The sequence below is a fragment of the Croceitalea rosinachiae genome (assembly GCF_031846445.1).
Lineage (GTDB): Bacteria > Bacteroidota > Bacteroidia > Flavobacteriales > Flavobacteriaceae > Croceitalea > Croceitalea rosinachiae.
In genome coordinates this window covers 556,661-571,516 of the sequence record NZ_JAVRHR010000002.1, presented here as the reverse complement: position 1 = coordinate 571,516, position 14,856 = coordinate 556,661, and the positions used below count along the sequence as shown (strand labels likewise).

Genomic DNA, 14,856 nt, shown 5'->3' with positions numbered 1-14,856 from the left:
TTAACCATCAGAAAATCCATATGCAGGTTCAAAATTCAAAGCTTGTTTTTTGCCGTCTTCTGAGATTGATTTATAAATAGCTTCGACAATCATCATGTCTCGTTTGCCCATTTCACCTGGGGCTAGATTAGGGGCATCAAAAAGAATATGCATTGCAAAATCATCCATCTGTAATTTCTGTTGACTTTCTTGTTTAAAATTCAATCCACCATTTGAGGTTCTGCCGGCTAAGGGTATATAGGTACTTGCAGGGTCTAATTCAAACCATCCTCTCTCACATTTTGCATGTAACCGATTGGCATTGACATTGTGAGAGGTCATAATCGTGCCGAACGCGCCGCTATCGAATTGAAACTGTGCGGTAATGGTCTCATCAGTTTCTTTAAAATAAGCTGGTCGAGTACTAAATTCTTGGGCTGAAACCGAAATAGGATTTTCTCCAGTTCCATAAATAAGACTTTGAATGGCGTACACTCCCATATTAACTAAAGCTCCACCGCCAGAAAGTTTGCGATTTAGCCGCCATTGACCAGGGCTGCTGCCAGAATAATACCCGGCATCTGCCGATATGTATCGAATATTTCCAAAGGTTTTCTCACGAACAAATCTTTTTACTTCTTGCGTATAAGGCTCAGAATGGAGTCGATACCCCATACCTAATTTTACCCCTGCTTTCTTACAAGCATCAATAATGGCATCACATTCTTCAACATTCATGGCCATTGGTTTCTCACAAATTACATGTTTACCTGCTCGTGCAGCTCGTATTGAAAAATCGGCATGCATACTATTCGGTAACACCACATAAACTATATCAATAGCTTTGTTGTCTTTTATGGAATCGAAGTTGTCATAATTATAAATGTTCTCTTTAGGAATATTATATTTATTTACCCATATTTTTTCTTTTTCTGGGGTTCCGGTTACCACACCAGCTAAATAACAGTGTTCTGTATCTTGCAGTGCGGGGGCTAGTTGATAGGTGCTGTACCCACCTAAACCTACTAGGGCAATACCCAATTTCTTTTTATCTTGATTAGTACCCATTGCACAAGCCATAGGAACATTTGAGGCTAAGGTGATACCACTTGCCCCTAAAGCCAATGTTGAATTAAATTTCCTTCTATCCATTTTAATACTCAATTATTCTGAATTGTCTTAAAGATAGAAAACAATCATCTTCAATGAGTGGCATTTATAATTTCTTAAACAAAATCCTTACTTTTAAAGACGGACGAATTACAACCTGAAAAATGAAAAAATCACTTCTTGCGTTATCACTTTTGCTTTCATATGCTACACTTATTTCGCAATCAAGAAAGCTGACCCTTGATACTACGGTTACCACCCAGCATAGCGTAACTATTAATGGAGCTCCTATAAATTATACGGCTACTGCGGGCACGCAGCCGGTATGGGATGAAATGGGAGAGCCTATCGCATCGTTACACTATACGTATTATACTAGAAACAATGTAAAGGATAGAGCTTCAAGACCACTTTTAATTTCTTTTAATGGTGGGCCAGGTTCAGGTTCGGTTTGGATGCATTTAGCCTACACAGGGCCTAGAGTGCTTAAAATTGATGATGAAGGGTATCCAGTACAACCTTATGGCGTAAAACAAAATCCCTTCTCCGTTTTAGACGTTACGGATATTGTCTATGTGAACCCCGCCAATACCGGGTACTCTAGAACTATTCCTGAAACTGGTAAGAAAGTGGACAGAGAAAAATTCTTTGGAATCAATGCAGATATTAAATATTTGGCAGAGTGGTTAAATACCTTTGTAACGAGAAATAATAGATGGCGTTCACCCAAATATATAGTGGGCGAAAGTTATGGAGGTACTCGAGTTATGGGACTCTCTTTGGCGTTGCAAAACCAGCAATGGATGTATTTGAACGGGGTCATTATGGTTTCTCCTGCTGATTATAAACTTTACAACACAGGCGGAGCTGTCGAAAATGCAATAAGCTTACCTTACTATACCGCAGCTGCATGGCATCACAAAGCCCTTCCAGCCGAGTTACAACAAAAGGACTTATTGGAAGTTTTACCAGAATCTGAAAATTATGCTGTTAACACTTTAATTCCCGCATTGGCAAAAGGTGGTTTTATTGGTGAGACTGAAAAAAATTCCGTTGCTGAGAAAATGGCCTATTATTCCGGACTTTCTAAAAAAGAAATTTTAGACCAGAACTTAACGGTACCGGTTCAATATTTCTGGAAAAACCTTTTAAAAGAACAGGGGTATACCATAGGAAGGTTAGATTCGCGTTATCTTGGCATAGACCGTCAAATGGCAGGTATGCGTCCTGATTATAGCGCCGAACTCACCTCATGGTTGCATAGTTTTACCCCAGCGATAAACTATTACTTACAAGAAGAACTAAAATTTAAAACAGATATTAAATACAATATGTTCGGACCTGTGCATCCATGGAACAATGATGATGACGATACGAGGGATAATTTAAGACAAGCTATGGCTCAAAACCCTTATCTCAATGTATTGATACAATCTGGGTATTACGATGGTGCGACCACCTATTTTCAAGCTAAGTACACCATGTGGCAGGTTGATCCTAGTGGGAAAATGAAAGACCGATTTGAGTTTAAAGGGTATCGCTCAGGACATATGATGTACCTGCGAAGAGAAGACTTGCAAAAGGCTAATGATGATATTCGTGCCTTTATAAAAAGAACAGCGAACACTGGTAAAAGTGCCAAATATTAAATTTTGAGATAATGAAAAATCTACTAACCCTATTGCTTTTAATTTTGCCTTTGATCACGCTCAAAAGTCAAAAAATTCCTTCTGCAGATTGGCAAATAAAAACCGCCTTGATGGCAGTTCCTTTAGATTATAAAGATGGAGCTAAGGTATATGGTTATGACAAAGCTGGGAGTTTTGTAACTCTTAAAGAAGGTACTAATGATTATATCGCCTTGGCATCTCACCCAAAACAAAATAAATTTTCTACCGCAGCTTATCACAAAGAGTTAGATGAATTTATGGCACGTGGTCGAGAACTAAAAATGCAGGGGAAAGAGTTTCAAGAAATATTTGACATTAGAGAAGCGGAAGTAAAATCAGGAAAGTTAAAAATGCCCGATAAAACCACACTATGCGTTTTTACGGGCGAAGTGAACCCAGATACCAACGAAATTGACAATGGGTATGTGCGTTACGTTTTTTATGTGCCATTTGCTACCGGCGAAAGTACTGGCTTGCCCACTACCCCAACACCACCTGGTCATGCTTGGCTTATGAACCCTGGAACACATCGTGCTCATATTATGATCACACCTCCTAAAAAATAACTAAGTTTCTATGTTTTTAAAAAAGATTTCCTTGGTTCTACTCTTCGCATTTTTTTCTTTTTCAAATTCTGCAAAAGCACAAGATTGGGCAAACTTGGCTAAATATCAAGCTAATAATGAAAAAATTGGAAGTCCAATAGCAAATGAAAATCGGGTAGTTTTTATGGGTAATTCTATTACTGAAGGATGGTCAAAATCATTCTTCGAAGGTAAACCATATATTAATCGGGGTATAGGCGGTCAAACCACTCCCCAGATGCTACTTCGGTTTCGGCAAGACGTAATTGCATTAAACCCAAAAATTGTACTGATTTTAGCTGGAACCAACGATATTGCCGGTAACACGGGCCCAATGACCTTAGAACAGATTAGAGATAATATCTTATCAATGGTAGAATTGGCAGAAAGCAATGGTATTTTACCAATTGTCTGTTCCGTGCTTCCCGCTTATGACTATCCATGGAGACCTGGATTGAACCCCAATATAAAAATTCCTGAACTGAATAGCATGTTGTCTAAAATGGCTGAAGAAAAGAAAGTGCCCTACTTAGATTATTTTAAGATCATGGCTGATGACAGAAATGGATTGCCTAAAGAATTGACCACCGATGAAGTTCATTTGACTGAAAAAGGCTATGAGATACTCGGAAAACTAGCTGAAGAAGCTATTGATAAAAGCCTTAGTATGGTGAAATGAAAAAGCTTTTAAAACCTGCTTGTCTTCTTTTCAACGTACTAATGTTTATTACATTCTTTTTTGTGGGAATATCCTATGCGGGTATAATTGAGGCTGGTAAAGGGCAAATGTTGGCCGGCGGTGCCATAGTTTTGGGGTATGGGGTGATTTTTGCAATTGTTGCCTTCATTGCCTCATTCTTTATGACGTACAGATTGAGACATCAATTTATTGTAATGTCAAATATTGTTTTGACTTTGGTGCTTTTAACTTTCATAGTTTATTTTAGATATCAATATCAAGAAAGACAAGAACTAAAGAAAAAAGAGAACCATGCTCTTTCGACAAAAACTTTACCAATTTGGACTTGCATAGTGTGAATAGACTCATTAGTATTCTCATTCCCTTTAAAAACACCGCACATTTCTTACCAGAATGTTTAGATTCTATTTTAACTCAAACTTATCAAGATTGGGAAGTTATTGCGGTTAATGACCATTCTACAGATTCGAGTCTAGAATTAGTAAAATCGTACTCAAAAAAAGACTCTAGAATAAAGGTTTTTGATAATCAAGGTCTAGGAATCATTCCTGCCTTACAAACGGCTTATTCAAATTGTAAAGGGGAATATATTACCCGTATGGATTCTGATGATATGATGAAACCTAATCGATTAGAACATATGGTCAATTCTTTAAACGAATATGGGAGAGGTTACATATCAGTAGGACAAGTGCGCTATTTCTCAGAAAGAGGTATTAGTGATGGTTATTCTCGTTATGAAAAATGGTTGAATAAACTGACTTCAAACGGTAGTAATTATGCTGAAATTTATAAAGAGTGTGTTATTCCATCACCATGTTGGTTAGTATATCGTGAGGACTTTGAAGCCTGTGGGGCCTTTGGACCAAACCGTTACCCAGAGGACTATGATCTTACCTTTCGTTTTTATGAAAAAAGATTAAAAGTGATTCCTTGTACTGAAATTTTACATTTATGGCGTGATTATGATACGCGTACCTCAAGAACCCATGAGCATTATGCGCAAAACTATTTTCTAGATATTAAGATTCACTACTACTTAAAGTTAGATTATGATAGCAGACGCCCCTTAGCTGTATGGGGGGCGGGCTTTAAAGGGAAATCAATTGCCAAAGTTCTAATAAATAGTAAAATTCCATTTACATGGCTATGTGACAATCCTAATAAAATAGATAAAGAAATATATGGTCAGCCGCTTAACCATTTTTCAGTCTTAGCCAGTATGGACAAACCGCAAAGTATCATAACGGTAGCAAATGGGGATGCTCAAAATGAGATTACCTCATATCTGAGCGCCTTAAACCAGAAGTCGATGTCAGATTATTACTTTTTTTGTTGAAGGATATAGCACAAAATTATCAAACTCTTAACAGCTGACATTCTTGAGTCAAAAGAGACAATAGCTTATATTTACATAATTAAATTGAGGAATGCAGTTTAAACATCCAGAATTACTTTGGGCCCTTCTATTACTGTTAATCCCAATCATTGTTCATCTTTTCCAACTCCGTCGCTTTAAAAAAACAGCTTTTACCAATGTTGCGATGTTGCAAAAAGTAGTTGCTGAATCACGAAAGAGCAGTGCCATAAAAAAATGGTTGTTATTATTAAGTCGTTTAGCATTATTGACTTGTTTAGTACTTGCTTTTGCCCAACCATTTTTTGCTAATAAAAATGCACTCAAAGAAAAAGAGACGGTTATCTATTTAGATAACTCCTTTAGTATGCAAAGTAAACAGGACGGCCTAAGCTTATTGGATAAGTCAATTCAAGATATTTTAAAAACTGTACCGCCCACTTCTGAACTTACACTTTTCACAAATGATGAAACTTTTAGGGAAACCACCTTAAGTGCAATTCAAAATTCTCTTTTATCACTTCAACATACTGAAAAACAACTTTCATTTAACGAGATTGTATTTAAAGCTAAAAACTTTTTTAACAATGATGACTCAAGTATTAAAAACACCATCATAATTTCAGATTTTCAAAACCGCATAGGGTCATTAACTGAAACTGATTTTGAGGAATTAAATATTCACCTAGTTCAATTAGAAGCGGAACAAAGCCCTAATATTTCAATAGATTCTGTTTATTTGGGAAATACTCAAAACAATCAAGCTGATCTGCATGTCGTTGTATCTGGGCTTAAAAATGAAGAAAGTTTGCCAATTTCTCTTTTTAATGGCGATAGACTGATTGCAAAAACTGCTATAGTATCTAGCGGTAAACTAAAAAGTGAGGTGATCTTTTCAATACCAGAAAGAGAAAGAATCAAAGGACGCATAGTTATAAATGATAACGATCTTAGCTATGACAACCAATTTTATTTTAATGTTAATGAACAAGAAAAAATTAAAATACTTAGTATCAATCAAACCGATGCTGATTTTTTAAGTCGAATATTTACACAGAGCGAATTTGAGTTTTTAAGTTTTGATTTGAATGAGCTTGATTATAGCCAAATCGAAACACAGAACCTCATTATTTTAAATGGTTTAGAAGAGATTCCAACAAACTTACAGACCATATTAGAGTCATTTGAGCAAAATGGAGGGAATTTGGTCATTATTCCTGCAGCAAATAGCGATTTAGCATCGTACAATACCTTTCTTACCGGTTTTAATAGTTTACAACTACAAGAACGAATTGTTTTAGAACTCAATATTTCAGCGATTGCTTTTGAGCATCCTTTGTACAAAAATGTATTTGAAAAAAAAGTCACAAATTTTGAATACCCTAGTGTCAAAAACTTCTATAAGTCTAATAAAAAGGCTACCTCAGCAATTTCTTTTGCTAATGGTGAACCGTTTTTATTAAATACCGGAAACCTCTTTGTATTTACTTCAGCATTGGAAAAAGAAAACTCCAATTTTATAGCTTCCCCGCTTATAGTTCCCACATTCTATAATATGGGGCTGTTAAGTCTTAAGAAGAGTGAACTATATCTTAGCATGAATACCCAAAATCAAATTGATATAGCTGCCACTCTTGAAAAAGATAATATAGTACGTTTGATAAAAGATGATGCTGAATTTATTCCGAGGCAGCAATCTTTCGCAAATAAACTAAGCTTGGCTTTTGATGATAACCCAAATGAAGATGGAACTTATGTGGTAATCACTAAAACAGATACTCTAGGGCTTATCAGCTTTAATTATCCACGAGAAGAGAGCAATTTAACCTATCAAGATGCAAGTCAAATGGAAGCTGCATCGTTTCAAAATACAGTACCCAAACTTTTTGCAGAATTAGCAGAAGACAATTCAATTTACAACTATTGGAAATGGTTTGTTATTTTTGCCTTGGTTTTCGCTCTGGTGGAATTGCTGATTCAAAAATTTCTTGCATGAACATACTTCTTAAGTCTGCCAAAATTAGTGCTCCCTCTAACCCTTCCATTCATCAAAAAAAGAGGGATATTCTCATTAAAAATGGTACAATTGAAAAAATTGCTATGAATATTGCACTTCCTGGCAATACGAAAGAAATCGAACTAGATAACCTACATATTTCTATTGGTTGGTTTGATACCAGTGTAAGTTATGGCGAACCAGGTTATGAAGAAAGAGAAACTATTTCTGATGGTTTAAAAGTAGCAGCAAAAAGTGGATTTACAGATATTCTATTAAATCCAAACACAAATCCATTGCCCGATTCTGGTTCAGACATCATTTTCTTAAAAGATAGAGCCAATGGCAGCACAACTAATTTGCATCCCATTGGAGCGCTAACTGTAAATAGTGAATGTAAAGCACTTGCCGAACTGTATGATATGCAAACTATGGGGGCAGTTGGGTTCTATGACTATAAAAAGGCTCTCTCAAATAGTAATCTATTAAAAATTGCACTGCTTTATACCCAAAATTTTAATGGTTTAGTGTTCTCTTACCCAGAAGACGTAGCCATAAGCGGAAAAGGAATAGTTAATGAAGGTGAGGTTTCAACTCGCCTTGGCTTAAAAGGAATTCCTGCATTATCCGAAGAGCTTCAAATAGCGCGTGACCTCTTTATTTTAGGGTATACCGGTGGTAAACTACATATTCCCACAATTTCAAGTGCTGGGGCTGTAAAGTTAATTGCCGACGCTAAGAAAAAAGGACTTGACGTTACCACAAGTGTTTCAATTCATAATCTTTGCCTAACAGATTCGGAACTTGAAACCTTTGATACAAACTATAAAGTAAAACCACCTTTACGAACTAAGAAAGATAGCAATGCCCTCTTAAAAGGACTCCAAAACGGCACCATAGATTTCGTAACCTCAGATCACCGTCCTATGGATATTGAGGAAAAGCGAATGGAGTTTGACAATGCTCAATATGGTTCTATTGGTTTAGAAAGTGCCTTTGGCGCGCTCCATAATTTACTTGGTCTCGATGAAACCATAAGCTTACTTTCAAAAGGGAGGGAACGATTTGGAATTCCAACTCCAACTATTGAACAAGGGGCGATTGCCAATCTAACTTTGTTCAATCCAAATAGTACGTATTCTTTTAAAGAGGAGCACATTTTGTCAAAATCTAAAAATGCAATCTTTTTAGATCAGGAAATGAAGGGCAGTGTTTATGGCATTATCAACAAAGGCAAAATACACTTGAATGACTAAAGATGATGTCACAGCCGGAAAAACAGCAGCTATAGTTGCGTATTTAACTATTGTTGGTAGTTTAATTGCCATTACGATGAACCTTGAGCCAAAGAATGCTTTTGCTAGGTTTCATATTCGTCAGGCGTTCGGAATTCACCTATTTTTTCATGCTCTAGCTATTGGATTGACCTTTACCGGCATTGCTTATGCATCTTTAGTATTGTTCTTATTGTATCTATTTCTTTGGGGGTTTGGTTTTATGCAGGCTTTAAATGGTAACAAAAAGGAAATACCTATTGTAGGTAGCTATTTTCAAAAATGGTTTACATTTATTAGCTAAAATCAAATTACTTATACTTAAAAATGTCCCAAATTCCGCTTTCTCTAGAATATCTTATGCGTTCCCCTAAGCATAAAACGTTAGATACCCCTGTTCTCTTTATGCTTCATGGTTATGGAAGCAATGAAGAGGATTTATTCTCATTTTCAAGTGAGTTACCTGAAGAGTTATTTATAATTTCAGTACGTGCACCCTATGATTTGGAACCTTTTGGGCATGCATGGTATGCTATTAATTTTGATGCCCAAAATGGGAAATGGAGTGATGATGGGCAAGCCATCGAGTCACGAGATAAAATTATTGCCTTTATAGAAGAAGCTTGCACGGCATATGGATTAAATGGTTCTAGAATATCTTTATTGGGGTTCAGTCAAGGTACTATATTGAGTTATGCAGTTGCTTTATCATATCCTGAAAAAATCAAAAATGTCATTGCCTTGAGCGGTTATATCAATGAAGGTATTTTGGTGGAGGGCTATAAAAATAAAGACCATACCAATTTGAATATTTACGCATCCCATGGTCAAGTGGACCAAGTAATACCGATAGAATGGGCTCAACGTGCGCCAGCAATTCTTAATAAATTGGGAATTGAACATAGGTTTGAGGAGTTTCCCGTAGGTCATGGTGTAGCACCCCAAAACTTTTACTCTTTTTGTACTTGGCTGGAAAATATCATGAACTCAAAATAACATACACAAAATTGTACTATTCGGAATTTTGTTTTTAGTTTTAAAGGAATTAACCAAACTTAACTAAAATTGATGTCAAAATTCTTTATTCCCATTATTGCTGTTGGTCTTTTAGTTTCTTGCAATTCTTCTAAGAAGACAGATGCAGATACCATCAGTTCCAGTAAGGAAAAAGAAGGTCAAAGTTGGACTTACCTATTTGATGGTAGTTCCTTAGAAGGTTGGCGTGGCTATAATTCAGATAAGCTTCCGCCTGGCTGGGTCATAAAAGACAGCACACTTACTTTTGATACTCAATTAGGCTTAGAACAAGACTATACTGGTGGAGAAGATATTATTTTTGGCGCTAAGGAGTTCGACAATTTTGAACTATACTTAGAATGGAAACTACCTAAGGGCGGAAATAGTGGGATTTTTTATCATGTACAAGAAGGTTATGACGGTCCGCCGGTAGTATCACCTGAATATCAATTAATTGATGATGAGAACTATGCCAATATACATGATTTAACTGCTTATAATACAAGTCTTGGGTATACAAAAAAACCTAATGAATTAAAGCCTTTGCAGCGAACAGCTTCTGATTATGCAATGCACCCTGCAGATTCCACAAAAAAGAATTTATATCCGGCCGGAGAATGGAATTCTTCTAAAATAGTTTTTACCCCTGATAAAGTTGAACATTGGTTAAATGGCAAACAAGTACTTTCATTTATACCTTGGTCAGATGACTGGCACAAAAAGAAAAATTCTGACAAATGGAAAAACAGTCCTGATTATGGCAAATTCAAAACAGGGTATATCGGCTTACAAGACCATTCAAGTCCAATTTGGTTCCGAAACATTAAGATCAAAGAATTGTAATTATATCATACTTCAACCATGAAAAAAAGAGACTTCCTTAAAAAATCAGCCATCCTAGCATCATCTACTGCTGTGATGCCTTCTATTTTTTTAGCCTGTAAAGAAGAAGAAAAAAGTAAATCAATCGCTGCTCCTAAAATGGAAAGACTCAGAACGGCACATATTGGTGTTGGAAATATGGGGGGAGAAGATTTGAGGGATATTTCTTCACATGCAAAAGTTGATGTCGTAGCCCTTTGTGATGTCGATGCCTCTAATTTGGCTGCTGCTAAAGCCTTGCATCCAAATGCAAAGACTTTCACCGATTACAGATCGATGTTTGAAGAAATTAAAGATGAAATAGACGCTGTAATAGTGTCAACACCTGATCATACACATGCTCCCGCCTCATTAATGGCAATGAATATTAACAAATCTGTTTACTGCCAAAAGCCCCTTACGCACTATGTTTCAGAGGCACGTGAAATGAATAAAGTAGCCGCTGAAAAAGGATTGATAACCCAGATGGGCATTCAAGTGCATTCATTCTATGACTATAAACTGGCAACATTATTAATTCAATCTGGTATTATAGGAAAAGTGCATACGGTACGGGCCTGGTCACCAAAAAATTGGGGCTATGATGGTCCTATCCCAGAAGGGGAAGATACTGTTCCTGAAACGCTTGATTGGAACCTTTGGCTGGGAACATCAGCTGAAAGACCATATAAAGAAGGGGTTTATCACCCAGGTAACTGGCGTAAACTTATGGACTATGGTTGTGGAACTTTAGGTGACATGGGCGTTCATATTTTTGATACTCCTTATAATGCATTGGCATTAGACGTGCCAATTACCATCAAAAACGAGTGCAGACAATCCAATGGATTTGGGTTTCCAGAAAACAATATGGTGACTTATGAGTTTCCAGGCACGGCGTATACCGCTCAGACCTTAAAATGGATTTGGTCAGATGGACCTGGAGCTCCATCTGGGCACGACGATTTAGAACTGCCCGGTGCTGCAGTTCAAACTAATGATGAAAGTGAAGAGGCTTCTATGGAAGATAAAATGTCTTTAGAAACCAAAACTGCTTCTGAAGGTCAACTGCCTGAACAAGGTGCTATGTTTATTGGAGACAAAGGCCGCTTGCTCCTACCCCACTTTATGCAATTACCTCAAAAAATTGTTGATGGTCAATATGTTGATATATCTGCCGAAATAGAAGCTGTTGAAAAGGCCAATAACATGGGCAAACCAATTCGCGATTATGCTTCTGAAGGTCCAAAACATTACCATCAATTCGTTGATGCGTGCTTAGGTGAAGATGAATGTACGGCTCCATTTTCTTATGCCTCAAGGTTGACAGAAACTATTTTATTAGGTGTGATTGCAGGTCGCTTTCCAAATCAAACATTACACTGGGATAGTGAAAATGCTAGATTTTCTGAAGAAGAAGCGAATCAATATTTAAGCGGTGATTATCGAGTGTTTTAAAATACGCTTTTTACTTAATTGCTGCGGGTATATAGTAAGTGATCTAAGAGTGTGAAATCAACACTTAAATCGTCTTTGAGTTCATATTTAATAACTATATCACCCCAGTATTGACCATCAGAGAAGTCAGCAACGATCCATCTGTGGTTCATTACTTTGATTTTGTTGATTTTAAAGTCGCTTTGCATTCCTTCATAGGGTATTAAAGGATTATCACCTTTTTTTTCATTGGTTTCTAAAAGCTTGTCCTCAATATATCGGGTAGGTTTTTTCAAGTTCAAATGGTCGTAATAGGCCAAGGCATCATCATTGTTTTCCAATGAAAAATACTGCATATCCAGCACCATTAATTTTTCTTTTTGAACAGAATCTTTTAGCGTCTCTACTTCGCCCTGCAACTTTAGGATAGCTGCCTCATTTTCTTTCTGAATTTTATTACCGGTAACAAGTGAGTACAACAAAATGAGTGCCGCAAAAACAAACAGGTATAAAAAAATATTTTTTTTCATTTAAATCGTGATTTTTAAATTATCATACGCTAAAAACACATTTTCAGGCAAATTCTTTTCAACTTCCTCATGAAAGCCCAACAAATGGCTAATATGGGTAAAATATGTACGTTCTGCCCCTACTTCTTCGGCAAATTCTAAGGCTTCTTCCAAATTAAAATGAGAATGATGGGGATCAATACGTAGGGCATTCACTACAAGCACCTTACAGTTTCTAAGCTTTTCCATTTCTGATTCTTCCACTCGTTTTACATCAGTCAAGTACACAAAATCATGTATGCGATACCCCAAAACTGGTAATCGATTATGCCATACTTCAATTGGCGTTACTTGTAAACCAGAAAGCTCAAAAGAAGTTTCCTTGTCCACCAAGTTTATAGTTACTGCCGGGGCACCTGGATACCTATCCTCATTGGCAAAAATATAATCAAAGCGTCTTTTTAAAGCAATAACTACCCGTTCATGGGCATAAATTGGAATATCGCCTTGACGAAAGAAAAAGGGGCGAATATCATCAATGCCTGCAGTATGGTCAGCATGTTCATGGGTAAAAAGAATACCATCTAATTTTTCTATAGGATTGATCAATAATTGTTGTCTAAAATCAGGGCCGCAATCAATTACATAATTATAATCACCCCAAGAAACCAACACAGAAACGCGAAGCCTCTTATCCTTTGAATTGTTACTTAAACATACAGGATGTTTACTGCCTAAAATAGGGATTCCCTGAGAAGTGCCAGTACCCAAAAAAGTAACATTTAAGCTTTGTTTCATTTAAATCAAAATTATAACTTATTTGTGTAAAAGATTTTCTTAACTTCTTAACTTTGTTAACAACAAATGACTACCCATGAGCACTATTGCCAATAAGATTAAAGAGTTTGAGAACATACCCTCAATCAAGGCTAAAACGCTGCGAATAAATCTACAGCCTGATATCTACGGAACTTTTGCAGAGATAGGGGCAGGTCAAGAAACAGCACGTCATTTCTTTAGGGCCGGCGGAGCTTCAGGCACCATTGCAAAGGCGATGAGTGCTTACGACAAGTCATTTAGTGATGCAATTTATGGGGTCGAATCAGATGGTCGTTATGTAACCCAAGCTAGGTTAAAAACAATGCTCAAGCATGAAATGCGTTTAGTTGAAGAACGTATTGATAGAAAAAACAATCCTGATTACCTATTTTTTTCATACGCGAATACAGTTGCTACAATTGATTTTTCAAAACGCTTTAAAGGTCATGGCTGGATTGGGCTTCGGTTTCAATTAGACCCAAAACAAAAAGAGCATGATGAAATTATTCTGCATGTGCGTTTTAAACAGAATGAAGCACGATTACAACAAGAAACCCTAGGTATCCTCGGCGTAAACTTAATTTATGGAGCATTTTTTAAGTATCATAAGCCACGAAAATTATTAAAATACCTGTATGACCATATCGATAAGGATACCTTAGAAATTGACATGATCAATTTTACAGGTCCAAGTTTTAGTGATGTGGATAATCGATTGATGAGCCTTCAGTTGATTCGAAACGATATGACCGATGCAGTAATGTTTGGGCCTGATGGTAATAACCTGCTCCCAGCCTCAATCCTCTACAAGAAAAATATTTTAGCCCTGCGAGGTAGTTTTAGACCGGTGACCAAGGTCAATATGGATATGTTTCAAAAATCGTACGACATATTTGTACGTGAACAGACCGTTGATTATGATAATACCATTGTAATTTTTGAAATTACCCTATCAAACCTTAGAGCATCAGGTGAAATTGATGAACAAGATTTTATGGATCGAGCAGAACTTTTATGCTCTCTAGGGCATACGGTAATGATCTCAAAGTTTCAAGAATATTATAAGTTGGTAGAATATCTGAATAATTATACTAAATCGCGTATTGGTTTGACCATGGGTGTAAATAACCTGGTAGATGTATTTGATGAAAAATACTATCGTCATCTAAGCGGGGGTATTCTAGAGGCCTTTGGTAAACTATTCTTCAAAGATTTAAAGGTATATCTCTACCCAATGAAGGATGCAAATACTGGTCAGATAATGACCAGTAACAATGTGAAGGTCCATCCAAGAATGAAAGAATTGTACAAATTCTTTAAGTACAACAATAAAGTAATGGATATCATTGACTATGATCCGGATATTATGGACATTTTTTCACGCGAAGTACTCAAAAGAATTACTAACGGTGAAAAGGGATGGGAAGAAATGTTACCTGAGGGCATTTCCGAAATTATAAAAGAAAAAAACCTCTTTGTACGTAAAGAAATTGAGGCCGAAGAGGTAGAAGTTGATGAAGAATAAAATATGTATCCAATAGGT

15 protein-coding genes are annotated in these 14,856 nt (G+C 36.6%); 12 read left to right on the top strand and 3 right to left on the bottom strand.

Annotation, left to right across the window (positions count from 1 at the left end; translation table 11 throughout):
* Positions 1–1,131, bottom strand: a complete 1,131-nt coding sequence (locus tag RM706_RS10335) for a Gfo/Idh/MocA family protein (protein ID WP_311351119.1) — start codon at positions 1,129–1,131, stop codon at positions 1–3.
* Between the two features lie 122 nt (positions 1,132–1,253).
* Here RM706_RS10335 and RM706_RS10330 point away from each other — a divergent pair, with 122 nt between their 5' ends.
* From RM706_RS10330 to RM706_RS10280, 11 genes are all read left to right on the top strand, one after another.
* Positions 1,254–2,738 carry a S10 family peptidase gene (locus RM706_RS10330; RefSeq protein ID WP_311351117.1) on the top strand — a complete coding sequence of 495 codons (1,485 nt, stop codon included), beginning with the start codon at positions 1,254–1,256 and terminating at the stop codon, positions 2,736–2,738.
* An 11-nt stretch (positions 2,739–2,749) separates the two neighbouring features.
* Complete coding sequence (locus RM706_RS10325; RefSeq protein WP_311351115.1) at positions 2,750–3,325, top strand: hypothetical protein; 576 nt, start codon at positions 2,750–2,752, stop codon at positions 3,323–3,325.
* A 10-nt stretch (positions 3,326–3,335) separates the two neighbouring features.
* A complete protein-coding gene (locus tag RM706_RS10320) occupies positions 3,336–4,022 on the top strand; it encodes an SGNH/GDSL hydrolase family protein (protein WP_311351112.1) in 687 nt (228 codons plus the stop codon).
* Positions 4,019–4,381 (top strand): DUF6077 domain-containing protein, encoded by a 363-nt coding sequence (locus RM706_RS10315; protein ID WP_311351109.1) that lies wholly within the window; start codon positions 4,019–4,021, stop codon positions 4,379–4,381. The genes RM706_RS10320 and RM706_RS10315 overlap by 4 nt, the downstream gene beginning before the upstream one ends.
* Positions 4,378–5,382 (top strand): glycosyltransferase family 2 protein, encoded by a 1,005-nt coding sequence (locus RM706_RS10310; protein WP_311351107.1) that lies wholly within the window; start codon positions 4,378–4,380, stop codon positions 5,380–5,382. Before RM706_RS10315 ends, RM706_RS10310 begins: the two co-directional genes overlap by 4 nt.
* A 91-nt stretch (positions 5,383–5,473) precedes the next feature.
* Positions 5,474–7,396, top strand: coding sequence for a BatA domain-containing protein (locus RM706_RS10305; protein ID WP_311351105.1), 1,923 nt, complete (start codon positions 5,474–5,476; stop codon positions 7,394–7,396).
* Positions 7,393–8,652 (top strand): dihydroorotase, encoded by a 1,260-nt coding sequence (locus RM706_RS10300; protein WP_311351103.1) that lies wholly within the window; start codon positions 7,393–7,395, stop codon positions 8,650–8,652. Before RM706_RS10305 ends, RM706_RS10300 begins: the two co-directional genes overlap by 4 nt.
* A complete protein-coding gene (locus RM706_RS10295) occupies positions 8,645–8,974 on the top strand; it encodes a hypothetical protein (protein WP_311351101.1) in 330 nt (109 codons plus the stop codon). Before RM706_RS10300 ends, RM706_RS10295 begins: the two co-directional genes overlap by 8 nt.
* A gap of 23 nt (positions 8,975–8,997) precedes the next feature.
* On the top strand, positions 8,998–9,666 hold the full coding sequence (locus RM706_RS10290) for an alpha/beta hydrolase (protein ID WP_311351099.1): 669 nt from the start codon (positions 8,998–9,000) through the stop codon (positions 9,664–9,666).
* A 72-nt stretch (positions 9,667–9,738) separates the two neighbouring features.
* On the top strand, positions 9,739–10,530 hold the full coding sequence (locus RM706_RS10285) for a 3-keto-disaccharide hydrolase (RefSeq protein ID WP_311351096.1): 792 nt from the start codon (positions 9,739–9,741) through the stop codon (positions 10,528–10,530).
* A gap of 18 nt (positions 10,531–10,548) precedes the next feature.
* The gene (locus RM706_RS10280; RefSeq protein WP_311351094.1) at positions 10,549–12,006 is read left to right on the top strand and encodes a Gfo/Idh/MocA family protein; all 1,458 of its coding nucleotides are present in this window, start codon (positions 10,549–10,551) and stop codon (positions 12,004–12,006) included.
* Positions 12,007–12,020: 14 nt separating this feature from the next.
* On the opposite strand, the gene RM706_RS10275 is transcribed toward RM706_RS10280, so the two are convergent.
* Together RM706_RS10275 and RM706_RS10270 are read right to left on the bottom strand one after the other, a co-directional pair.
* Entirely contained in the window at positions 12,021–12,515 is a 495-nt protein-coding gene (locus RM706_RS10275) for a hydrolase (protein WP_311351092.1), read from the bottom strand.
* Entirely contained in the window at positions 12,516–13,292 is a 777-nt protein-coding gene (locus tag RM706_RS10270; RefSeq protein ID WP_311351090.1) for an MBL fold metallo-hydrolase, read from the bottom strand.
* A 76-nt stretch (positions 13,293–13,368) separates the two neighbouring features.
* Between RM706_RS10270 and RM706_RS10265 the strand changes: the two genes are divergently transcribed.
* Positions 13,369–14,838 (top strand): nucleotidyl transferase family protein, encoded by a 1,470-nt coding sequence (locus RM706_RS10265; protein WP_311351088.1) that lies wholly within the window; start codon positions 13,369–13,371, stop codon positions 14,836–14,838.
* Positions 14,839–14,856: the final 18 nt, after the last annotated feature.